The sequence below is a fragment of the Colwellia sp. E2M01 genome, from assembly GCF_018860585.1.
Lineage (GTDB): Bacteria > Pseudomonadota > Gammaproteobacteria > Enterobacterales > Alteromonadaceae > Colwellia.
The window spans coordinates 71,945-97,596 of record NZ_JAHKPR010000069.1; the positions used below are offsets into that span (position 1 = coordinate 71,945).

General features: G+C 37.1%; 15 protein-coding genes. 6 read left to right on the forward strand and 9 right to left on the reverse strand.

What is annotated here, in order from left to right; genetic code table 11:
• Positions 1–131: 131 nt before the first annotated feature.
• Positions 132–4,070, reverse strand: a complete 3,939-nt coding sequence (locus tag KO502_RS13395) for an AAA family ATPase (RefSeq protein ID WP_216023062.1) — start codon at positions 4,068–4,070, stop codon at positions 132–134.
• Complete coding sequence (locus KO502_RS13400) at positions 4,067–5,671, reverse strand: exonuclease SbcCD subunit D C-terminal domain-containing protein (RefSeq protein ID WP_216023063.1); 1,605 nt, start codon at positions 5,669–5,671, stop codon at positions 4,067–4,069. The genes KO502_RS13395 and KO502_RS13400 overlap by 4 nt, the downstream gene beginning before the upstream one ends.
• Before the next feature lie 325 nt (positions 5,672–5,996).
• Here KO502_RS13400 and KO502_RS13405 point away from each other — a divergent pair, with 325 nt between their 5' ends.
• Together KO502_RS13405 and KO502_RS13410 are read left to right on the forward strand one after the other, a co-directional pair.
• Positions 5,997–7,262: a beta-propeller domain-containing protein gene (locus tag KO502_RS13405; protein WP_216023064.1), complete on the forward strand. Its 1,266-nt coding sequence runs from the start codon at positions 5,997–5,999 to the stop codon at positions 7,260–7,262.
• 20 nt (positions 7,263–7,282) lie between these two features.
• A complete protein-coding gene (locus KO502_RS13410; protein WP_354668332.1) occupies positions 7,283–8,158 on the forward strand; it encodes a beta-propeller domain-containing protein in 876 nt (291 codons plus the stop codon).
• A gap of 148 nt (positions 8,159–8,306) precedes the next feature.
• On the opposite strand, the gene KO502_RS13415 is transcribed toward KO502_RS13410, so the two are convergent.
• From KO502_RS13415 to KO502_RS13435, 5 genes are all read right to left on the reverse strand, one after another.
• Positions 8,307–9,242, reverse strand: a complete 936-nt coding sequence (locus KO502_RS13415) for an alpha-E domain-containing protein (RefSeq protein ID WP_216023065.1) — start codon at positions 9,240–9,242, stop codon at positions 8,307–8,309.
• Between the two features lies 1 nt (position 9,243).
• The gene (locus tag KO502_RS13420) at positions 9,244–10,698 is read right to left on the reverse strand and encodes a circularly permuted type 2 ATP-grasp protein (RefSeq protein ID WP_216023066.1); all 1,455 of its coding nucleotides are present in this window, start codon (positions 10,696–10,698) and stop codon (positions 9,244–9,246) included.
• Positions 10,699–10,758: 60 nt separating this feature from the next.
• Positions 10,759–11,637, reverse strand: a complete 879-nt coding sequence (locus KO502_RS13425; protein WP_216023067.1) for a transglutaminase family protein — start codon at positions 11,635–11,637, stop codon at positions 10,759–10,761.
• Positions 11,634–14,204: a circularly permuted type 2 ATP-grasp protein gene (locus tag KO502_RS13430; protein ID WP_252730764.1), complete on the reverse strand. Its 2,571-nt coding sequence runs from the start codon at positions 14,202–14,204 to the stop codon at positions 11,634–11,636. Before KO502_RS13430 ends, KO502_RS13425 begins: the two co-directional genes overlap by 4 nt.
• 84 nt (positions 14,205–14,288) lie before the next feature.
• Positions 14,289–17,600 carry a transglutaminase family protein gene (locus KO502_RS13435; RefSeq protein WP_216023068.1) on the reverse strand — a complete coding sequence of 1,104 codons (3,312 nt, stop codon included), beginning with the start codon at positions 17,598–17,600 and terminating at the stop codon, positions 14,289–14,291.
• 484 nt (positions 17,601–18,084) lie between these two features.
• Between KO502_RS13435 and KO502_RS13440 the strand changes: the two genes are divergently transcribed.
• A complete protein-coding gene (locus tag KO502_RS13440; RefSeq protein ID WP_216023069.1) occupies positions 18,085–18,906 on the forward strand; it encodes an SHOCT domain-containing protein in 822 nt (273 codons plus the stop codon).
• Positions 18,907–19,030: 124 nt separating this feature from the next.
• A complete protein-coding gene (locus KO502_RS13445; RefSeq protein WP_216023070.1) occupies positions 19,031–20,206 on the forward strand; it encodes a putative zinc-binding metallopeptidase in 1,176 nt (391 codons plus the stop codon).
• Positions 20,207–20,351: 145 nt separating this feature from the next.
• On the opposite strand, the gene KO502_RS13450 is transcribed toward KO502_RS13445, so the two are convergent.
• The gene (locus tag KO502_RS13450) at positions 20,352–20,603 is read right to left on the reverse strand and encodes a hypothetical protein (protein ID WP_216023071.1); all 252 of its coding nucleotides are present in this window, start codon (positions 20,601–20,603) and stop codon (positions 20,352–20,354) included.
• 293 nt (positions 20,604–20,896) lie between these two features.
• Between KO502_RS13450 and KO502_RS13455 the strand changes: the two genes are divergently transcribed.
• Together KO502_RS13455 and rlmJ are read left to right on the forward strand one after the other, a co-directional pair.
• Positions 20,897–22,489, forward strand: a complete 1,593-nt coding sequence (locus KO502_RS13455; RefSeq protein WP_216023072.1) for an ABC-F family ATPase — start codon at positions 20,897–20,899, stop codon at positions 22,487–22,489.
• 83 nt (positions 22,490–22,572) lie between these two features.
• Positions 22,573–23,415: a 23S rRNA (adenine(2030)-N(6))-methyltransferase RlmJ gene (rlmJ, locus tag KO502_RS13460; RefSeq protein WP_216023073.1), complete on the forward strand. Its 843-nt coding sequence runs from the start codon at positions 22,573–22,575 to the stop codon at positions 23,413–23,415.
• 187 nt (positions 23,416–23,602) lie between these two features.
• Here the strand turns inward: rlmJ and KO502_RS13465 are convergent, their stop codons facing one another.
• Positions 23,603–25,279, reverse strand: a complete 1,677-nt coding sequence (locus KO502_RS13465) for an FMN-binding glutamate synthase family protein (protein ID WP_216023074.1) — start codon at positions 25,277–25,279, stop codon at positions 23,603–23,605.
• Positions 25,280–25,652 lie beyond the last annotated feature (373 nt).

Sequence of the window (25,652 nt, forward strand, 5' to 3'; positions counted from 1 at the left end):
CCTATTATTACCTATGTTAAAGACTTTATATTAATACGTACGTTAAAAAATTTTGTTGAAGGTTTACGTTAAAAGCTATATCAAAATGTAAAAGAATGATCTTTTGAAACAGCTTTTTACACAACACTAATTTACATACTTACTGTCTGGCTATCATCAGTAATGTCGCTAGACGCTGAAGGCTCTGCAACAAACTGATATTGTTTATCTAAACTACTTATCCCTAGCCCACTCAACTTTTGTACTTTTATTTGAACGCCTATGCGCTCTTTTAACGCATCAACGTGACTAATTACACCAATCATCTTGCCACTTGCGTTTAAGTTATCTAACGCATCTAAGGCGACTTCTAAGGTATTGTTATCTAGCGTACCAAAACCTTCATCAAGAAATAGTGAATCAATACTGGTTTTATTACTTACTAGATCAGACAAAGCTAGCGCCAATGCTAAACTAATTAAAAAGCTTTCACCGCCCGATAAGGTTTTAATATCGCGGGCAGTATCACCTTGCCAAGTATCAACAACTTCTAACGCTAAATTATCACTGTGTTGACACTGTAATTGATAACGTCCAAATAAACGTTCTAATTGTAAATTAGCAAGATGAACTAAATTCGCTAAGGTTAAGCCTTGTGCAAAACGTCTAAATTTAGCACCATCTGCTGAGCCAATAAGTGCATTTAAATGACTTAAATCATCAAGTTCATCTTGTAATTTTTTAATGTTATTCAGTAACTTTTTTCGCTCAATTTTATTAACTTTATCTTGCTCAATTTGCTGTGAGATTTGCCCTATTTTTTGTTGGCATATTTTTAATGATTCAGTCAAATTAACCAAGTTATTTTCGAGTAAGTCCAAGTCAAAAGTTGTTGCTCCATTTTCACTTAACTGCTGTTTTTCTACGTTTAGTTTTTCAGTATTTTTTTGCCCTTGCGTCAATAAAGTTTTTGCTTGCTTTTTTTGGTCATCAATATCGTTTGCAAGTTTACTAAAACGCTGTTTTTCATCAACAGATAACAGTGCTAACAAGAACTGTTCTTCGTCATTAAATTCGCTATGAGTTAGTGTACCTTGCCACACTTCGTTTGTGCTTTCCATCTGCGTCAATAGCGCTGATAATTGCTTTTCTGCCGCTGTTAACTGTCCTTTTTTGTCTTGTTTTTCCGCAAGTTTATTGTGGTAATGCTGCTCTGCTAATGTTAACTCCTGGTTTGCCACTTCACGCTCAGATAAAATATTTTCCCTTAATAAATCAGCACCTTGGATATCACCTTCTGCTACACCCACTTCAACAAAACAAGTAACGCGTAACCCGTTAAGGCGTTTTATTTCATTTTTACATTGGTCTACTTGCGTGGTACTTTGCTCAACTTGCTTTTGCTGTACGAAGAGCTGTTGACTTTGTAAGTCAATTTGGTGTTTTAGCTCATCAAGCTTTGTTTGATAGGTCTGATTCTTAGTTAAAGTTGATTGATACTCTTGTACTTTTTGTTGCAATGAACTTAACCAATTTTCATCAATACAAATGACTTTTTTAGCTGCTAAATCATCATTATCTATTAAACTTGGTATAGTGATTTTTGCCTCAGATATTTCAATAAACAATCTTTCATTTAGCGCTAAAAACTCATCCTGCTTTTGTGTTATTTCTTCACTTAGCCTGCTGATATTTTGATGCAACGATTGTGCTTTTTGCTGGGTTATTTCCAGTTGATTTAATTGTGTTGATAAGGTTTTATCACACTGGATAATTTGCTCTGAATTTTGTTGTTGGTCTCGATTATTTTCAGACAATAATTTTTGTAAAACGACTAAACTCTCAAGCTGTTTAATAACCTGACTTAGGGCACTTTCTATCTGTTTAATTATTACAGGATCTGATAATAGTGGCTGCTGTCCGTCACTACTTAGTCGGCACTGGGCATGGGCCGTTAAACCACTAATAAGCGCTGACCAATGTTGTTCAATAACATTTGTCTCTGCACTAAGTCGCTCAAGATTACTCTGCTGTGCTTTAAGTTGTGCCGTCAGATCAGACTTAATTTGCTTAAAGTGATTACCTTGTTTCTCTACCTCTTCAAACGCATGCTCTAATCCTACTAACCTTTGTTCATACTCGTTACTATCAAGGGTTTGATAAGCCTCAATTGCCGGATGTTGCGTTGAACCACATAACGGACACGACTCATTAGCTTGTAATTTGGCACGATGATCACTCAACGCCATGATAGTTTGTTGTTGTGTTAATAAGATTTTAACGTCTTTTATTTGCTGTTTGGTTACGCTGTATTCTTGTCTAAGTTTTACAAGAGATTGCTCTGTAGAAGATAACACCTGTGAGTCTTGTTGCTGCTGTGCGCTTAACTGTTGCTGCTCGGTGAGTAATAAGTGATAACGTTTAGCTAACTGAGCAGCCTCTTTCAGTGTTAATTGGCTATTTTGACAATCAAGCACCGCTTGATTTAACTGTTCAAGCGTATCCGCTTCACGATTGTTTGTTTCACCGCTGCTCTGCTCAATTTTCTGAACACTGCTATAGGTATTTCCACGCAATATATTTTGTGCGTCAACGTTATTGTCAATAAACTGCTGCGCTTGGCGAATGAATGTGTTTTTTTGTTGATTTAATGCCACTAGCTGCGCTTCAGTATCTGTAATCGTTTGTTGTTGTGCTTGTTGCTCTGTTTGTAAACTCGACAACATTAACTCTGCTTTATGCTGCTCTGACAAAGTATTTTGTATACCTTGTTGCCATTGTGTTAGCTGCAGATAATGATTCTGCCATAAGGGAAGCTTTTCATGTAACTGCGCTAAAGGCTGATTTTGCGTTAAATACGTTTGTTGTGTTTGCACTGTTACCAATACTTGTTGATGTTCAGCTTCACTCACCTTTTGTGCTGTTTTACTACTAAGCAGTACTTTATTTTGTGTCGTTAGCGCATCTTGTATACTTTGTAAGGCTTTGTTGTTATGTGATATCTCTTGTTCAATTGGTTGAATTTTATCACTTAATACCTGTTCAATAGCTTTACGCTGTTGTTCAGCCTTAGCGTGCGTAGTTTTTAGGTCGTGTAATTCTTTTTCACTCTGTAGAAGCGTATTTTCAATTGAACTTAATTGTGATTTTTGATTATTAACTTGCTGTAAACTTTGTTGGTGCTGCTCTTTAGCGATCGTCTTTTTTTCATAAGAGTCGCGTAATGGCTCAGCCAATATTGCCTGCGCTAAAGCATCTAAATCGGCTTTACTTTCTTTTGCTAATAACTCTGCCGCTCTAAGTTGTTGTTGTGCATTTTCGTTAGCTTCATTATTAGCGTTAGCATTAACACACCAGTTTTTGACTTGCTGCGTTTGCTGATATTGCGCACTAAGCTTACCTTCATCAACTGTCTGCTGGGCAAGTGTTTGTTCAAGCTCATTTACCGTATCTTCATCTAATAACTTAACACCTTCGCTTGTTGCTTGTAATAATTTCAACGCAGTTACCGCATTTTTATGATTATCAAAAACTTGCTTAGAAAGTTCACCATAAATTTCGGTGCCAGTAAGTTGCTCTAATAATTGCGCGCGTTCATTGGCAGGTGCATTTAAAAATGCGGCGAATTCACCTTGAGAAAGCATCATAGATTTAGTAAAACGTGAAAAATTAAGCCCTGTTAACTCGCTAATATCACTACGTACCGTTCTTAATTTGTCTGAAAGTATTGTGCCATCAAGTTTAGCTAATTCGGCAACGGGCTCTAATAAGTTACCATCTAACTTGTTACGCGCCCGCTTTTGGCTCCAAAAAGCACGGTAACCTTGTCCTTTTACTTCAAACTCTACTTCTGCCATACAGTGACTTGTATGACGGGTCATTAGTTGATTTTGTTTTTTTGAAACCGTCAAGCGAGGCGTTTCATGATAAAGCGCTAAACAAATCGCATCAAGTATGGTGGTTTTACCGGCGCCCGTAGGTCCAGTAATAGCAAACAGCCCATTATTATCAAACGGCGCTTGGCTAAAATCTATTTTCCAACTGCCTTTAAGTGAGTTGATGTTCTCAAAACGTAAACTTAATATTCTCATGGTGTTTGCTGCTTGTTTTCATCACTTTGGCTAATCGTTTTAACATCGAGCTCAATTTCTAGTTCAGCATCGTTAGTTTCCGCATTGCTATTAGACTGCTCTTTTGTGTCAGTTTGACTATCGTGTAATAACGAGGTTTCTTTATTTGTTTGCGCATTAAGTGATAAATCAATGGCCAGCTCATTAAACAAATCGGTTAATCTTACTTTACGTGCAAGCTCTTCATCAGTTTGCCAGTCAAGCTGTGATAAACGCGAATCAAACACTTCAGCTAGCGACAATTCACTCAACGTGCTGTTATTTTGTGTAGAAGATTGGCTATGTTGGCGTTGACGTGCTTTTTTACTTCGCCTCACGAGTAACACTTCAAACGGCATTTCTTTAGTTAAGTCATTCACCCGTTGTGATAAATCACTTAGGTGTTCACCATTATCTATTTCAATATCAAGCCATGCTTTTTTTACTGGTGTATTATTAATTAATGTTTTATTAGCTGAAGCCTTATTCGGTGACGCCTCATTTAATGAGCTTTCTAAAACACTTTGTTGATAGTCAACTTGGTAGCCTTCAAACTCAGATAATGTCGCTTTTAAATTATCTTCTAATGCATCTACCGAGCTTTTAACCATAAACATTGGCTGAAAACGAGGAATAGTTATATCTTTAACCTTTTTTAATTTACCTTGGTTAAACTCAACCATTAATACGCGTTTTTCTTGATTAGCTTCATCAAAACTTAACGGTATTGGTGAGCCGCAATAGCGAATATGCTCAGATTTAGCGACTTTTTGCGCCCGATGAATATGCCCTAAAGCAATGTAATCGGCAGGTGGAAATGCCGTTGCAGGAAAAGCTTCCAACGAGCCAATATAAATATCGCGCACCGAATCACTTTTACTGTCACTTACTGAAACACCTAAGGCGGTTAAATGGCCAGTAGCAATAATAGGCAGCAACTGATCTTTTGGTAATTTTTGCTCTTTAGCTAAACGCTTAGACAATATTAATGCATGCTGATAAAGGTGTTGATAATGATCGCTAATAGCTTGTTGTAAGTTTTGTTGCTTGTCTTGCGCTGATTGCCCTGCACTGCTTTTGATAACATCACGAGGTCGAATAAAAGGAATAGCACAAATAACGGCATTCGCTTTTCCTTGAGCATCATCCAATGAAAAAACTTGTTGTGCAAGTGCCTGTGCCGTTAAAGCTTGTTCAGGCATATCAGCTGTGCTGTTTATGTCTGATGTGTCAGCTTTATCAGGATTAAAAACAGAGTTCGCTTTGGTAATAACGCGAGTAGATAAATTAGCTAATACCGATTGAGACTCCGCCAACATGGCAACCGAGTCATGATTTCCTGCTAAAACGATAAGCTGACATTGAGTGTTATGTAACTCAGCAATAAAATCAAAATACATTTCGCGAGCATAACTTGGCGGTGTTGAAGTATCAAAAATGTCGCCAGCAACTATAACCGCGTCAATGTTGTGAATAACAACTTGTGTTAATAACCAGTTTAGAAATTGTTGATGTTCATTAGCGCGGCTTTTGCCGTAGAAATATTGGCCTAAATGCCAATCTGAAGTATGAATAATGCGCATAAACTTATTATAGGCTCGGGAAAATGAAGAATGATAAATTAACGTCAGTTTACCTGAACACATAAACTAAAGGTAGTAACTCACTATTGATATAATTGTTTGTTGACGAGAAATAGTTAAGGTTACTGAATAAGTATATTCACTTTAATATTTGTACTAAAATGAATGCCAAAGTATATATTAAGGTGAGTACTAAAGTTAATACTAGCTTAGCTTTTATGACAGATTTTAAATATTCCCTCTTTAGTATGTACAGTTTATATTTATTCATTTACCCTGAGTAAATAACAGCCAATAAAAGTTATCCTATTGCAGGAATTCTTATATGAACATTAATATCAACTTGACTAAAAAAAACTCACCTCACTCTTTTTCTTCTTTATTATTAATTTCGCTATTGAGCACTATCGTCAGTGGTTGTGGCTCCTCAAGCTCAGAAAATGATAACCTTATTATCGATCCTAATTTAGAGCCAGATAAAACCTTAGAAGATGGTACTAAACTTGTTGGTTTACCAAAAAATAAAACAAAATCATTATTTACCTCAACTACCGCAGATAGTAGCGAACAATATATTCGTAACTACTTAATAAAAACCTATAATGAAGTGCCTGAATATTATTATTCCGATTCAAGGTTAGATACAGCGGTTACTGAAGAAGCTGACAATGCAGAAGCTAACGATAAAACAGCTACATCTACGACCAATACGATTGAAGAAAGTGTTGACGAAGCAGATTTGATCAAAACGTTTTCACAAAGTGGTAAAGATTACTTAGTTACCATTACCCAACCCGAGCGAACCTACTTTTATGCCCGAAATGTTGAAGCTGTTGAAAGTTACAAACAACAAAATACCGCCGCTAAACTAAATTTATTTAATATTGATACAATTCCCTCATCAACTTTATTAACCTCGGTATCATTAAACGAAGATGCCTATAATGTATCGGGGATTTATTCTTATCAAAGTGCTGCTTCAGCAAACAGTAGCAGCACACAAATTGTTGCTCAAACCAGTTTGTGGCAAGCTCCTACAGATTGGAATGATTATAACGTATGGGGATATGGCCGAACAGGCATCGAATCTACTCAGCTAACAAATCAAGAGTTTGGCGATAAGTGGTCAATCGTTTTTGATGGTCATTTACTTGATAGTCGCCGTATTAACAATAATATGTACGTTGCACTTCGCCATTATAGTCGTATTAATACGCTTGAGTACCCTTATGGTAATGATGCCGAAAATGCGGCGATTATTGCCAAAAACAAACAAATAATTGAACAGCTTGATCTTAAAGCCTTACTTCCTACTGTTTCTATTAAATATACTGATAGCAATAATACCTCCCCGGTATTTGACTTAGAAAGTTGTCATCTACCCAATAACGAAGAGCGTTTTGCTAATGGCTCAATTATGTTTAATTATGTTGCTCAAATAGATTTAGATACTGGCAGTATAATTACGGTACAGTGTATTTTATCTGAAATAAATCAATTATATATGAACGAAAAATCATTATTTTTAATTGATGCCAATAACTGGACAGATCAAACATCACGCTTACATAAATTCAACTTAGCGATTTAAGTTACGATACGTCATTAACGATTGAAGGAACGCTCGGTTGGCGTAGTGCGCAATTTCGCATTAAAGAATTAACTGACGGTACAGTTGTCGCCATTACCAGTCAACCTGACTCTAACAATAATAATGCTCAAGACATCGCTTGGTGTTGTAATTTTAATAGTGATTGGATACATAAATTACAATTATTTCAAAAAGATGAAAGTAATGAATATCAAAAAATAGCAGAGCTACCTAATGAAAATAGTCCTGATAATGATGATACCCCTCAGTCACTAGGTAAAGCAGGTGAAGATATTTACGGGGTTCGTATCGATGAAAACTCCGTTAAAGTTGTGACTTTTCAACAAACGGATCCGCTTTACGTATTTGATATAACAGATCGCGATAACCCTATTTTTAGCGGTGAGTTAGCCGATTCAGGTTTTTCTGCTTACTTACACACTTTTGATGATTTAATTTTAGGGGTTGGTTATGATGCTAATGAATGGGGTAACCGTTTAGGTATGAAGGTAGAGTTATATAAAAGTGATGCTACGACGGCAGATGGTATTGTTAGTTTAGATGAATATTCATTTGGCACTTATGCCAATACACCGGTTGAATATGATCATCATGCTTTTACTTCCTTAGATATTAGTGACAATAAAATACGTATAGCTATTCCTGCCAGTGTTTCAAATAACAGTGAGGAAAATGATTACTCTGGTTTGTTATTATTTAGTCTTGATAAAGACAACGAAGCCCTCAGTTTTGACGGTAAGGTGATCAATACCATAGACTATCATTGGTCAAGTTGGTCTGATCGCGCTGTTATTCAGCATAGTGAACAAGGCAGTGTGGTGCATTATATTCACCTTGGGAAAGTTATTTCAGAGCTTTGGCCTGATAATGAGTAACCGTTAAAATTAAGATAACCAAGACAACAATACCAATAAGAAAACAGTACCAATAAGAAAACAATAAAAAAGCCTGCTTCAATTAGCAGGCTTTTTATTTTTTTACTTTATGCATTTTTCACTTTGACTAAGTCAATAAGAACTCTGTTTAAATTTCTTCAGGAGGCTTTAAGAAATAAGACTCCGCTAATGCATTATGAATATCAGCCAGACGAATTTGAATGGTATCTATATAGTCATGTAAATAACCGTTCTTAAGTGCCCTAACATCTTTGTATTTTACTTCTTTAATTGTCTCATCAATCAGCTTAATTAACTCTAATGACTTAATAAGTGGCGAAATTAATTCTTTTAGTTCATACAAACAAAATAGAATCGAACGCGGGAATATTTCGCTATGCATTACAAATTCGATAACATCTGAGCGCTGTACACGTACGCCCATTTGTTGACGATACATTTGATAAGCACTTAACGAGCGTAATAAACTGATCCATTGAATATTTTCATAGGGCTTAGCTTCTTCACTGATAATAAGACTCTCTGAACGAATATCTAAAATGCGTGAGGTCATATCTGCACGTTCAATAATAGAGCCAAAACGAATGAATACATAACCTTGGTCATGATTAATGGTTGCATCCAACGCCCCAAATATTTGATGGGCAGAATCAATAATGGTTTTTAAGAAAGCAAAGCGACCACGTTTAGACAAACCTTCTTTTGAACTGTCTTTCACGTAATAATACAGGGTATTAATTTCTTCCCATACATCTCTTGGTATTACATCACGTATAGTACGCGCACTTTCTCGAGCCGAGCTGATAGAGTTTAAAATGGAAGAGATATTATCATTACCCACTAATAAGTAGCGTAATGCTTTGGCTTCTGAGAAGTCGGTATGCGTTTCTAAATAAGTTTTACGGGCACCAATAATATCGACTAATGGCTCCCACCCCGTACTTACTCCTTTTGGTAAGTCCATCATCAGCATGTTATTTACATTGATCAAACGCGCGACATTTTCGGCACGTTCAATGTAACGAGATACCCAGTATAAAGTTTCACCTACTCTTGATAACATATTATTTAGCCTCTTCGTCAACAATCCAAGTATCTTTACTACCGCCACCTTGTGATGAATTCACGACGAGCGAGCCTTTATTCATAGCAACTCGGGTTAAGCCCCCTGTTGTTACTTTAGTATCTTTACCTGACGATAAAATAAAAGGTCTTAAGTCAACATGACGACCATCGGGTTCAATACCGTCTAATGTTGGCACAGTTGATAAACTTAACGTGGGTTGAGCTACCCAGTTACGTGGATCTTTCTTAATTGATGCAATGGTTTCTTGCTGTTCTTTTTTGGTCGACTTTGGACCAATTAATAATCCATAGCCACCTGACTCATTGGCTGGTTTTACCACTAACTTATCGATATTCTTGATCACATGATCACATTCTTTTTCATCCATGCATTTAAACGTAGGAACATTGGCAATTTTCGCCTCTTCTCCTAAATAGTATTTAATCATATCAGGAACATAAGCATAAACTACTTTATCATCGGCTACCCCTGCACCAGGCGCATTCACTAAAGCAACGTTGCCTTTAGACCAAGCACGCATTAAACCTGGAACACCAAGTTGAGAGTCAGGTAAGAAGGCTTCAGGATCTAAATATAAATCATCAATACGGCGATAAATAACATCAACACGTTGTAAACCCGTTATGGTACGCATATAAACACAGTCGTCTTTTTCAACAACAAGGTCGCGCCCTTCTACCAGCTCACAACCCATTTCTTGAGCAAGATAACAATGCTCAAAATAAGCGGAGTTAAATACACCAGGGGTTAATACCACAACTTCAGGACGATCATGTGGTCGAGGCGTCATCGCCGCTAACATATCAAAAAGTTGTGAAGGGTAATCATCAACAGGAAGGATTGGCACCTGTTCAAATAATTCGGGGAATACACGTTTCATTACCGAGCGGTTTTCAAGCATATAAGAAACGCCTGAAGGAACACGTAAGTTGTCTTCTAAGACAAACATAGTACCGTTGCCATCACGTACTAAGTCTGAGCCACAAATATGTGCCCATATTTTATTCGGAGGGTTTATACCCACACATTGTTTACGAAAATTAACAGATTTTTCTAAAAGACCTTTAGGAAAAACACCGTCTTTTATGATTTTTTGATCATGATACAGATCATCAATAAATAAGTTCAGCGCTTCAACACGTTGTTTTAAGCCTGTTTCAATGCCTTGCCATTCATTTTTTCCTATGGTGCGAGGGATGATATCAAAAGGCCAAGCTCTATCAATCATCGAGCCTTCATCGTATACCGTAAAACTAATACCCATTTCTTTAATGGCTAAATCGGCAACTGCGCGTGCAGTTCTTAATTCTTCACCCGATAACTTTGAAAAAAACTGAGCTAATTTCTCACCGTGTAATCTAACTTTACCTTGACCGTCAATTAACTCATCAAAGAAGCCATTCGTTTGGTACCGTTTCCAATCAATTTTCATACACTTTCGCCTTATTAATCATTAACTCATTAAATCATTATGAAGATGCAGCGATTAAAATTACTCTAATCGAACCATATCGACTGCGACATCTAATAGTGAGTTACCACCACCAAACACCACTCCTTTTAATGGGGAAACATCAGAGAAGTCACGCCCAACCGCTAAAGTTATATGCTGCTCACTCGGCAATACATTATTGGTTGGGTCAAAATCTACCCAGCCACAACCGGGAAGAAAAACAGAGAACCACGCATGTGTTGCATCTGCGCCTTCTAATTTTTCTTCACCCTCGGGTGGCAGAGTTTCGATATAACCGCTCACATATCTTCCCGCTACCCCTATGCTACGTAAGCACGCAAGTGCAAAGTGTGCAAAATCTTGGCAAACGCCCCTTTTTTGTGCAAACACCACACTTAGAGGGGTACTGATCGTGCTAAATCCAGGATCATACTTGAAGTCATGAAAAATCCGTGCCATTAAGCCTTTGCATGCAGAAATTAATGTTTCTTCTGGTTTAAAAGACACTAACGCATATTCTTTAATGCCTGTTTCAATCGGCGTTAGCGTCGAAGGTAAAATAAACTCAGAAGTGCGTAGTAGCTCTTTAGTATTAGGTGCTGCTAATAAATCTCGCACTTCAGTCCATGACATATCAAGATTATCTATATCATTATTCGCTGTTACTAATAATTCAACCTCACTCGTTACCGTAACATTTAATGTTTTATATTGTGTTGATATTTCAAAAACAGTGACATTATTATTAAAGTAATCGGTAAATTGCTGTAAGTAATTAGCGTGAGGAACAATTTCAATACGGCTATTATGACAAATTTGTCCTCGGCTCGTTTTCGGTGTTAATCTTGCCTGATTTTGACACAAGGTGACAAAATCAGAATATTGATACGTTGTTGAGTGTTTTATTTTATATTTCACGATTGTGCTTGTTCAATATTGGTCCAATTTAGCTTATGAGCTGTTTGGGTATGAGAAAAATATTGTAATAATAATACATCACAAAATGTGTCTAAGTTAATACGGATATTATGACAAAATTCAATTAAATTCTGACGCTGCCCTTCATCACTTTGCTGTAAGTAATCTTTTTCAGTTATTGAGCAACTTGTTTTAGACAATAAAATTGCTTTTTCATGAGCAGAAATAACGCCTGGGCGTCTTTTCGTTGGTAGATGACGACACAAGTCATCTATTTGTTCTAGTTGAAATAATAATGAACGTGGATATTCGGCATCAAGTAGTAATAACTCAAGCCCTGTGCCAATACTTTGGTGCATTCTGTAACGGCGTTTATGTGTTACTAAACTAATTTGACAACTTAATACCGCTTCAAGTACGCCTAATTCTTCTGCTTCTTCATATTCTTGCGTTAATAGCGCCGCACTTAATGCATTAATTTGAATACTACGCTCCATGCGGCGACCAATCTCTAACAAAAACCAACCGTTACTATTGGGCATACAGTCAGTAATAGAGCCATTAAAGGCCATGATCGAACCAATAATTCTATCTAACAGGCTTTGCATGTTACGGGTAGAGATAAAGCCCGTTACATTTTTTAATTGTTGTATTTGTCCGTTAATATCATCCATCATCCGACGACTATCATGCGAGAGCAATTCTTGTATTTGCTTGGAGGCATTACATAAATATTCTAAAGTATTAATAATACTGCCCGCACATTGTTTATCTGCCAACAATTGTAACGCCATTTCTTTAGGTGAAACATCTACTGATTCATTTACTATTGCACTATTTTCGGCGTAAGGATAAACAATACGTTGTGATCTTATTGCTTCTACAAAGCGAGAGACTACGCTAGTTCGTACAGGATCTGAATAAATAGCCGCTTCGGTATATTTATCAATAAATATACGCAAAATACGCACGGTACTTTCGCTTCGCTCTAAATAACGACCAAACCAAAAAAGGTGCTCTGCTGTTCGGCTAGAAATAACCCCTTCTAATAGGCTAACATCCATACGTAGCCTTGTTGGAAAAGCGGCGTTGCTAATATCAGTATCTTTTTCAGTGTGGATCCAAGTATCTTTTATCCAACCTGCCATGCCAGCATCGTTAGAAAATTGTTGTGAAAAACACAAAGCAGAAGGTAATACTTCAACACCATGCTCTGTTGTTAACGCATAACACCTGAAAATAACAGGTTTAGCAACAAGTTTTCCTTTAATCCAAAATGGTGCTGTGCTTAGCTCAGCTTTATCTTGAAAATAATAGTTATCTGGCTGCTCATTTATTAAGTCTTTTACTTTCTCAGACTGCGCGGCAGCGTCTATCTTAAACTGTGGATCTTGATGGCTCAGTAGTTCAAGTGATTTCCAGTCTAAGGTTTTAGCCTGCTCTACATCGTAATAATTCGGCTCACTGAGCAGTAATGGCTCTTGTAATAATAATTCTGATAATTTATTTAACTGACATTTTATCGCTGGTGATGATAACGCACCGCTACCAAAGGGATTTAATACTTTAACATTGCCTTCTCTAACAGCTTGTAATAAGCCTGGAATACCATGTAATGAATAGTCAATTTGTTCTAATGAGTCGATATTACGGTCAGGTAACCAACGTAAAATAACGTTAATTTTACCTAAACCTTGTAATGATTTTAAACAGACTTCACCTTCACGTACCGTTAAATCGGCACTTTGCACTAAGGTGTAGCCAAAGTAAGTTGATAAGAATGCATGTTCGTTATAATTAGGATCTTCTATTCCTTGCGTTAAAATAACCACACGAGGATCGTCCATATAACGGGAATATTCATTAATAGCATCTTGGAAACTAGATAAAAACTCTTTAATTTGTAATACGCTACAATCAGCAAATTCTTCTGCCATTACACGACGGGCAATAATTCGGCTTTTAAGTAATAAACCTAAACCTAAAGGGCACTGGCAATGATCAGTTAATACTTTAAATTCACCTGACGGTGTACGATAAAGATCAACAGCGGTAAAAAATAACTTTAATTCATCATTAGGTAAACTAAAGCCTTCTCGCAGGTAATTACTGTTTTCATATAATTTACGGGCGTTAATATGACCATCAATCAGTAATTTTTGCTCACCATAAATATCGGCTTGAATTTGATTTAATAATTGGGTGCGTTGTTTAACGCCCTCAACAATTAAACTCCAATCAGATTTGGAGAACATAAAAGGTAATGGATCAAAATTGCACTCTTTACTGCTTTCATGTTTGACATTACCATTTTGCATTAATTGGCTGATTTCAATAGCACGACCACTAACATCTTCGCTAGATAAGCTCTCTAAGCGATTAAATAGTGCATCCCAATGAATAGGCTCTAAGCCACTATGATTAACAAGCTCGTCATGAATATGAGGCTTATTGATATACAAGGATAACCACTCTGGCAATTCTGACATCGCATTATTATTGTGATACAAACTGCGTGTGCTCCATGGTGAATAATCGTTTGAAATAGTGTCATTAATATACGACATAACTAATAATTCCACTTTAAATAAATTCAAAGTGGAATTATACAGTTATTAATACCTATTTCAGCTATGTTTCAACATTAACGCTTATTTAAAAGCAGGTTGACGACGTAAATCTAAGGTATGTGGATAATCAGCATTAATACTTTCTTCTTCTGGTACCACAAAATCGCTAACCGTTTCCGCAGAATTAAAGCTACGCGTCATGGTTGAAGGGCTCCAAGGTGGTAGAGAAGAAGCTTGTAAAGAAGCGCTATGACCATGTTCCCAAAACCTTGCAACTCGACGACCTTCTGCTTCAAAAGCATTAACAGGTAAGCTTTCAGGGTTACGACCGCCAGCATGACTTACATGGTAAACAAAGCCACCTAACGAACGTCCTTCCCATGTATCAATTAAATCAAACGTTAGTGGTGCATGTACGCCAATGGTTGGGTGCAATGCAGTAGGCGGTTGCCATGCTCGGTATCGAATACCCGCGACTTGCTCATCTATGGCTTTGCCTTTAACCTTTTTAAGCGGTACTCGACGACCATTACAAGTAACAGCATAACGATCACTAATTGCGCCGGTCACTTTAAGTTGTACTCGCTCTAATGACGAATCAACATATCTCGCAGTGCCCGAACCTGTAGCTTCTTCTCCAAGTACGTGCCAAGGTTCAATCGCGGTTCTTAATTCTAGTGTTACGTTATCAAGCTCTCGCGTACCACAGACTGGGAATCTAAATTCAAAGAATGGGTCTAACCAACTTAGTTGGAACGGGAAGCCTGATTGTTGTAAATCACGACAAATTTCTGCTAGGTCGTTTTCTACATATTGCGGCAATAAGAATTTATCGTGTAACTCAGTGCCCCAACGTACCAATGGTTTGTGATAAGGTTTTTTCCAGAACCAAGCTAATAAAGTACGCAATAATACCATTTGCACAAGACTCATTTGCTCGTGCGGCGGCATTTCAAAACCACGGAACTCAACAATACCTAAGCGACCTGTTGAAGAGTCTGGTGAGTAGAGTTTATCTATACAAAATTCAGCTCTATGAGTGTTACCTGTTAAATCGACAAGTAAGTTACGTAGTAATCTATCGACTAACCAAGGCTCGGGTACTTCACCTTCTGGCATATGTGAGAAGGCAATTTCAAGTTCATATAATATTTCGTCACGGGCTTCATCAACACGTGGCGCTTGGCTTGTTGGGCCAATAAACAAACCTGAAAATAAGTAAGACAACCCTGGGTGATGCTGCCAGTAGGTAATAAAGCTTCGTAAAATATCAGGACGACGCAAGAACGGACTTTGATCTGGCGTTTCACCACCTAAAGTTACATGGTTACCACCACCGGTTCCGGTATGACGACCATCTGCCATAAATTTATCAGTACCTAAACGTGCTTGTTTAGCTAAACCATATAAGGTTGTTGTACGCTCAACTAATTGATTCCATGAGATAGAAGGATGGATATTCACTTCAATTACACCTGGATCTGGCGTTACTGCATATTTTTCTACACGACTATCTTTAGGTGGACTATAACCTTCAATGACCAATGGCATTTTCAGCTCTTTGGCTACCGATTCAACTTCAGTTAATAGACCTAAATATTGTTCAAAATGACTAGTTGGCGGCATAAAGATATATAAACGCCCTTCTCTGACTTCTAAAGCCATTGCCGTTTTGATCATTTCTTTACCAATGAAGCCTTTCTTCAATTTTTTACTTTTGGCAAAGGTTTCAGGAATATCAAATGGATCACGATCAATAATGTTATCTGTCCACTCAAGACTATCTAATGGCAAACGATAACCTAATGGAGACTCACCGGGTAACAAGAAACAATGACCGCGTTTAAATTCCCAAGTACATGATTGCCAGCAGTTTTTGCCGGTATTCCATTGTAAAGGTAAAACATAGCCTACAGGGTTTTCTATGCCCTGCTCCATTTTTTCTAAAAAGCCTTTACGGCTCATGGCGTCGACTAGTTTAGAGTCTTTTGGTCCGGGCTCAATCGGTAAAGAGCCTTCTTGCCATAAATGATAAAGAATATCTTCATAGGCTGTGGTTAAGGCTTTTTTACCAAGACCTAACTTATCGCTGAGTTTTTCAGCAAATTTTTTGGTGTCTTTATGATTTAAACCGTAATCTTTATTCGGATCAGCGAGTAAACTCACGTCATTCCATAAAGCTACGCCATCTTTACGCCAATAACAGGCGTATTGCCAACGCGGTAACGGCTCTCCTGGATACCACTTACCTTGACCATAATGGGTAAAACCGCCCTTGGTGAAAACTTTATTCATTTCTACAAATAAGTTTTGCGCTAATACTCTTTTTTCTTTGCCGTCAGCTTCTGTATTCCATTGTGGATGTTCCATATCATCAATAGAAATGAACGTTGGCTCTCCACCCATAGTTAAATGAATGCCTTCTTCAGCATATACTTCATCAACCTGCTGTCCTAAACGGTTTATCGCCGCCCATTGAGGATCAGAATAAGGTTTAGTGACGCGTGGATCTTCATGTACGCGGGTTACTTTATTATAAAAGCTAAATTCTGACTTACAGTCATCAATACCACCGGTAACAGGTGCCGCTGAGCTTGGCTCTGGCGTACACGCTAATGGAATATGACCTTCGCCGGCAAATAAGCCAGAGGTTGGATCAAGTCCAATCCAACCGGCGCCTGGAATATAAACTTCGGTCCAAGCATGTAAATCGGTAAAGTCTTCTTCAGGACCACTTGGACCGTCTAAAGATTTTTGATCTGAGGTTAATTGCACTAGGTAACCTGACACAAAACGAGACGCTAAACCTAAATGACGAAACAGTTGTACTAACAACCAAGCAGAATCACGACACGACCCCGTTTTTTTAGTTACGGTTTCGTTCGGTGTTTGAACACCCGGCTCCAAGCGAATACCGTAGCCTACTAAGTTATATATAGCTTGGTTAACTGATACTAAATAATCTACACTGCGGATTTTTTCGGTTGGACGTAAAGAGTCAATTAACTCAAGTAACTTTTTACTGGCTTTACGTTTTTTCAGATAAGGCGCTAGCTCTGCTTTTGAGACCGAATCATAAACAAATGGAAATTCTTCTGCGTACTCTTCTAAAAAGAAGTCAAAAGGATTGATAACCGTTAATTCAGCAACTAAATCTACGGTAAAACTAAATTCAGTGGTGGGTTTATTAAACACTACCCTCGCCTGGTAATTTCCAAAAGGATCTTGTTGCCAATTTATATAATGATCTTCGGGAATTATTTTTAAGGAATAACTTTTTATTTTAGTGCGGCTGTGCGGTGCTGGGCGCAAACGGAATATATGTGGCCCCATATTTACTGAGCGATCGTACTTATACTGAGTATGGTGTGCAATACCAACGGTTATGGTCATCGATTAATTCCCCTTTGAAATATAAAGCAGCGTCTTATATATAACATGCAATATGTTATTCACTAGCATACTCTAGTTTAGCAAGAAGTATTCCATTAAAATTTTATGACTTAATCGTCAATATTCATCTAAAAACAAAAAAATAGCTTCTTTTAACAAAGTTTATAACTGGTATATCGTAATTCACTTTTCTTTTGGTGCGTTGAACGCACCAAAATAGCACTTAAAACTAAAAGCTGTTGATTGCTAATGACTTTAAGAAGCTTTAAAAAATAGTTCATAATAAAGCTAATGAGAAGCCATGTAGAAGTGTTATAGTAGCGCCTTATTCGTGCTTTAAAGATACTTTGTTATTCGTATTTTCCTCCTTTTCTTATCAAGAATTAAAAAGGAAAATATAACAGTAATAGAAAAGACACAAATTATCTCCAATGCTTGAAAAGGCATCGTCAGTTCAATCCAATCTAACCTAGGATATTTTATAATGCAGAAGTTAACAGACATTGGTGAAAATTTAGTTGCACAGATCAGTGGTCGATACGGATTAAGTCGTGAAGCAATTATTCATATGATGGTAGCTATTAATAATGGCGGCGGTTCAATGGCACAATTCAGCTGTTCTGAGCTTGGTGGCTCAGGACAATGGATGCGTGGTGGCATGACTATGGTTGGCGATATGTTCAATAGCGGTCTGAAAAATACCGTTGATAATTTATGTAATGAATTGTCTACCATGTTAAGTAACAATCAAATTTTTCCTATTGTTGCTGCTGGTACACCTGAAAGTAATCAATGGTGGCCAACAGACTTAGGTAGCCCTTTTAGTAGCGGTGCACAAAACAATACTCGTTACGCCATATTTCCTAACCGTTTAGCTGTTGAGTTAAATGGTCAAATATCAGTATATGACACATTAGATCATAATATTGGTGGTACAGGTCAGCAGCAAGGTAATAATGCAACGCTAACTTTTACTAGCCAATGGGGTAATGTCGATTTAACCTCGTTACCTCTTGTTTCAGGTCAGGGGCAACAAGCACCGCAACATGATATGTCAGATAGCAATACTAATAATACTGCGCAAAACACAGAAACAAATGAAACAGCTCCCGTCATTAATCAAGAGCCATCGATGGCAGAAGAGTTGTCATTGCAACAAAACAATACTAACAGTGAAATCAATACTGTTTATTCTGTGACAGAAACACTCGATATTATAGAAAAATTAGCTAAATTGCGTGATTTAGGCGCACTCACTGATGATGAATATAATTTAAAAAAATCTGATTTGTTAAAACGTATTTAATACATAATAAATACATAGTTACCCTAAATTATAATATTATTGCCCCCTTAGATGTAAGCTAAAATGCCTTATAGCTAAGGGGTTATTTAAACCTGTTTATTCCCTTATTTAACTCGAAACCCAAATGAAAACATTTCAATGTAATTGCAAAGATAAGCTTATTTTATTTTTTGAAAGTAGCCATTGCCTTTCCTGCGGTCGAGCCGTTGGTATTGACGATAACTTTGATCAAGTTGAACCTTATGAATTTGATGAAAGTACTGGCTTTTATTATAAAAAGGCTTACCCCAAAGTTCACTATCAAAAATGTGATAATAATGCCAAATACCAAGTGTGCAATGGCATGGTTAACATTAACACTCACGCATTAGTAGAAGAAGACGATGATGATGCTGAAGTTTTATGTTTTGCCTGTCGTTTTAATGTAACGGTGCCAAACTTAAATATTAAAGAGCATATTCCGTTGTGGCGTAAAATGGAAACCGCAAAACGACGAGCTTTGTATACCTTAAAAGTATTGCCAGTGCCTTTACGTAATACAACACAAGACGCTGACAATGGTTTAAGTTTTGACTTTATCACCGATAGAGATGTAAACGATCACTTTACTAGCCAGTTACCTTACCATGAAACAGTTTTCACAGGACATGACTGTGGCCATATTACCATTAATTTAGCCGAAGCAGACGATGTTGCTCGCTCGCAAACACAACTAGCCATGGGCGAAAATTACCGAACCTTACTGGGACATTTTCGTCATGAATTAGGTCATTATTACTTTGATCAATTAATTACTCCTTCACCATCAAAACATGAGCTTTGCAAACAATATTTTGGAGATGACGCCTTAGATTATCAGGCGGCACTAAAGCACCATTATGAAAATGGTGCGCCGGCTAATTGGGAGCAAACTTTTATTAGTAGTTACGCAACAATGCACCCGTTTGAAGATTGGGCTGAAACCTGGGCGCATTACATGCATATTATAGACACCCTTGAAACAGCCAAAAACTTTGAATTTAATGCTGCGATATCTGATGCTGAAAAAGATGAAAACGACACTGAAAAATTATGCTTACCACAAGGCAGACAATATTTTTCTTCGCAAACCTCAATCACTGAAATTTTAGAAGAGTGGATGAAATTATCAGTGATCTTAAACTCACTCAATAGAAGTATGGGCCTACCTGATGCCTACCCTTTTGTGTTAACCGATGCAGTACGTAAAAAGCTAGGCTTTATACATCACGCTATTCATAATCACTTAGATAGTTTGGCTGACTTAGAAGACAATAGTTAATATTGATAAAAAATTTTAAGATAAGTCACACAAAAAAACCTGTTACGTTAATTCGTAACAGGTTTTTATTTTGAATAATCGTTTTTTATCAAATACCAACAATACTGGTAAAAGCGCTACCATGAACAAATTAATTTATTGTGACTTAGTGATAATTCCAACCGAGGTATAATTCATTGCTTAGTTGAGCTGCTGCGCCCTGCTCTTGTATTAGTTCATTGCGGTTTGTAGAAATAAAAATATCTATTGGCGTGTCAGCGATGAATGCTGTAATAGTTGTATCTGTATCATTAGTTATATTATTAATTTGCACATTGTTTACCGTTACTGCAAATTGCTCTTGCATCACCGCCATCACTTTATTTTTTTGCACGTCATTGCTTCTTATCATATTCATTTTTAACTCCATAGTTACACAAGTTGTCAACAAAATAAATAATGCTTTAATCGCTTGTTATTAAGTACCAGTAAAATGTTTTTAAATGTAGCCTGGTTTTCATCGAGTGCCTGTTGATGAAGTACTTACTCATTTACATCCACCCTACCTCTTTTAGCCTGACTCCTGTATAATCTCACGCAATATTTTATCGGTAAATTAATTCACTTATTACCTAGTTAACATAGTCAATTAACTCGCAAAAGGTTAACTAAGTAGTAAGGCATTAATTTCAACAATCGACGGAACACACTATGCTAGCAGCAAATAATATTACCCAACAGTTTGGCGCCAAGCCATTATTCGAAAATATCTCACAAAAATTTGGTGGCGGTAATCGCTACGGTTTAATCGGTGCTAATGGTTGTGGTAAATCAACCTTCATGAAAATATTAGGTGGCGATTTAGAGCAAACATCAGGCAATGTTAGCCTTGATACTGGTGAGCGTTTAGGTAAATTACGTCAAGACCAGTTTGCTTTTGAAGAGTACAGCGTAATTGATACTGTTATTATGGGGCATACTGAACTTTGGGCCGTTAAAGAAGAGCGTGACCGTATTTATGCTTTACCAGAAATGAGTGAAGAAGACGGTATGAAAGTTGGCGATTTAGAGTCTGAATACGCTGAGATGGATGGCTACTCTGCCGAAAGCCGCGCTGGTGAATTATTAATGGGCGTTGGTATTCCTGTTGAGCAGCATTACGGTTTAATGAGTGAAATAGCGCCAGGTTTTAAATTACGTATTCTCCTTGCCCAAGCACTGTTTTCAGATCCTGATATCTTACTACTCGATGAGCCTACCAACAACTTGGATATTCATACTATTCAATGGCTTGAAGAAACGTTAAATGAACGTGACTCAACTATGATCATCATTTCACATGATAGACATTTCTTAAACAGTGTTTGTACTCACATGGCCGATTTAGATTACGGTGAATTACGCGTTTACCCAGGTAATTATGATGAATACATGCTTGCTGCTACACAAGCAAGAGCCCGTTTATTAGCTGACAACGCTAAGAAAAAAGCACAAATTGGCGAGTTACAAGCATTCGTTGCACGTTTCTCAGCAAACGCTTCAAAAGCCAAACAAGCAACTTCACGTGCTAAACAAATAGATAAAATTCAATTAGACGAAGTAAAAGCTTCAAGTCGAAGCAACCCGTTTATTCGCTTTGAGCAAGAGAAAAAATTATTCCGTAATGCCTTAGTAATGGAAAACGTTAATAAAAGCTTTGAAGATGCACATATTCTAAAAGATATTTCAGCGTTAATTGAAGTTGGCGAGCGTATTGCTATTATCGGTGAAAACGGTATAGGTAAAACTACCCTATTACGCGCTTTAATGAATGAAGTTGGCTATGAAGCTAACTCTGGCGATATTACTTGGTCTGAAAATGTCAACATTGGTTACTACGCGCAAGATCATGAATATGAATTTGCCACCGATATGAACTTATTTGAGTGGATGAGTCAATGGCGACAACCAACAGACGACGAGCAAGCAGTTCGTGGTTACTTAGGTCGCCTATTATTCTCTGCTGATGATATTAAAAAGAATGTAAGCGTACTTTCTGGTGGTGAAAAAGGTCGTATGTTGTTTGGTAAATTAATGATGCAAAAGCCAAACATTTTAATACTCGATGAGCCAACCAACCACATGGATATGGAATCAATTGAATCATTAAACATGGCACTTGAAACTTACGAAGGCACCTTATTATTTGTCAGCCATGACCGTGAATTTGTTTCCACCATTGCAACACGTGTTATTGAATTAACATCAACAGGTTATGTTGATTTTGCGGGTACTTATGACGAGTACTTAGCGAGCAAAGCATAAACTATACTGCCAACGGTTAATGCCTAAATTCATTAACCGTTTTTTATTTTGTGCCTATCTGCACTCCCTTTTAAGGAATTACCTTGCTTAGTTATCGTCACGCTTTTCATGCTGGCAATTTTGCCGACGTATTAAAACACAGTGTTTTATCACTAGTTTTAGATTATATGACCCGTAAAGAAAAAGGCTTTTGTTACATAGACAGTCACTCTGGTGCCGGTATGTATCAGCTTCGCGATGAATACGCACAAAAAACAGGTGAGTATAAAGAGGGTATTGCTAAAATTATTAATGATAAAGATGCGCCTGAATCACTTGAGCCTTATTTATCATTAATCAATAGCCTTAACCGTAATAGTGCTGAACTTGATATTTACCCAGGTTCACCTGGTATTGCTAAAGGTTTTGTACGTCGTCAAGATTCAATCCATTTATTTGAATTACATCCAACCGATATTACTCACCTTGAAGAGTTCTGTTACCGTTGGAAGAAAGTATTTGTTAAGCAATCAGATGGCTATCAAGGCGTATTAGGATTATTACCACCACCAAGTAGGCGTGGCGTTGTGTTAATAGATCCGCCTTATGAGCTAAAAGAAGATTATCAAAAAGCAGTAAAAACTATTATTAAGGCTTATTCAAAGTTCGCTACCGGTAGCTATATTCTTTGGTACCCTGTGGTTAAACGTGAACTTGTAGAGCAAATGGCACATACCTTTAGTAAAAGTGATGTGAAAAATGTTTTACAAGTAGAGTTTTGTTTAAGTGATGATACCGAAGAATACGGTATGACAGGTACAGGCTTATTTATTGTGAATCCGCCTTGGCAATTAGCATCTCAGCTTGAAGAAATATTACCTTATATGAAAGCTAAACTAGGTAGTAATGAATCAAGTTATACCCTTAATCAATTAATTGCCGAATAAAGACTAAGCAAATACTGCCTGAGTAACGACTGACTGTGTACGCCTGATAATAAAAAACGTGTTGTGATTAACTTTGCTAAGTTGCTTTTCAAAGCTACTTTTTCTGGCTAATTACAACACGCTTTTCTTTAACACTTAATAAACAGTACGCTTAAAAATAACGCTTAAACTGTTAATTTTCTTGTTATTAATAGTAACTAAAATCACGTTCTTTTGGTTTATGAAACTCTGGTGATTTTAAGATGAATAAATCAGCCACATAAAACTGTTCACTACTACTCGACTCCCACCAATGCAGCCATGCTTCATCAATATCAAATTTACTAATGAGTGGATCAACAAAAACGTTTTTAGTAATTGGAGCCACCAAACTGCCCATAGACATTTGCGCACCATATGGTGAGCGGCGTTTTACCATTTGTGGCACTAATTTACTTGGATCATCTAAGCCCATACTGCCAATTAATTCAAAGAAACTTGCTAAAGTATTTTGGTGGAAATATTTAACACGTTCACTTTTAACTTCTACATCAATCGCCTTTGCACGAGCAGGATCTTGTGTCGCAATACCGGTCGGACAACGGTTAGTATTACAATGTCTTGATTGAATACAACCAATAGCTAACATCATGGTACGTGCGGCATTGACAATATCAGCGCCGGCAGCAATTTTTGATAATAAATCAAAACTTGAAGCCGTTTTACCAGAGGCAATAATTTTAATTTTATCTCGCAGACCTACCCCAATTAGCGCATTATTTACAATGCTTACACCTTCTAAGCAAATTAGTCCTAAACGGTTAGCAAACTCAACAGGTGCTGCACCTGTACCACCTTCAGCGCCATCAACTGTTATAAAATCAGGGGTAATTCCTGTTTCTAACATAGCTTTACAAATACTTAAAAACTCTGCTGGGTTACCAATACATAATTTAAAGCCGACCGGTTTACCGCCGCTTAACTCTCTTAATTGTTCAATAAAGGCGAGTAATGCTTTAGGCGTTGTACATTCAGGGTTTACTGCTGGTGATATACAATCTTTATCTTTGGAAATATGTCGAATACGAGCAATTTCATCGGTAATTTTTGCTTTAGGTAAAACACCACCATGGCCTGGCTTAGCCCCTTGAGACAGTTTAATTTCAATCATTTTAACTTGTGGTAAATGTGCCGTTTTTTTAAAACTTTCTGGTTCAAAACGACCGTTTTCATCACGACAACCAAATAAGCCGGTACCTAGCTGCCAAACAATATCACCACCATGTTTTAAATGATAAGGACTTGCCCCACCTTCACCAGTATTATGGTAACAACCTGATTTTTTAGCGCCTAAATTAAATGCTTCAATCGCATTATTACTTAATGAGCCAAAACTCATCGCTGATATATTCAAATATGATGCTAAATAAGGTTGTTTACACTTATCTCCGCCAATCAAGACTTTCTTAGCGGTATCTTTTATGTGTACCGGCGCCAATGAATGCCACAAACTAAGGTAATTATCTTCAAGTAGGTTGCGCTGCGTACCAAAAGCAATGGTTGAACGCTCATTTTTAGAGCGACGATAAACTAACGTTCTCTCCTCCCGATTAAACGGCTGCTCTTCGGTATCATTAGCAATAAAATATTGCTGTACTTCAACACGAAATGACTCTAAAAAATAACGTAAATAAGCCGCAACAGGATAAAGTCTATTTAACGTATGGCGACTATACAAAATATCATACAGACCAACAATGCTATAAAGGACGGTAACAATTAGAAAGACTAAGCTAACAATACTTGGGTTATACATATAAAGATAACCTGCAGAGAAGTTACCTAAAAAGACAACTAACCAGAGAACTTTTTGCATGATTGTCATGAAATTTCCTATAAATAATGATGTTTATACCAAGTCCGTTAAATTACTGATCACCTGTACTGGTTAAAATACTTAAATCCTACGTTCCTTTCAATCGCAATAACCAGTTATTACTCAATCAAGCGCCTTGTCTTTAAATATTTTCCCTTCGCACAGCTAGACCAGAAAATTATCGGAATTGGTATTACTTAAACAATATGTAATCGATGTATAAACCAGATAAATTAATAATATCATTAATTTATCACTATTGAATACGATAAGCGTATTGCCGCTATAAAAAAAGCAACCGAAGTTGCTTGTTTTAATAATAACATTTGCTGTTTGCCTTAAGCGTTATTTTTTACGTATCAGAGCTCACACATCCTAGCAT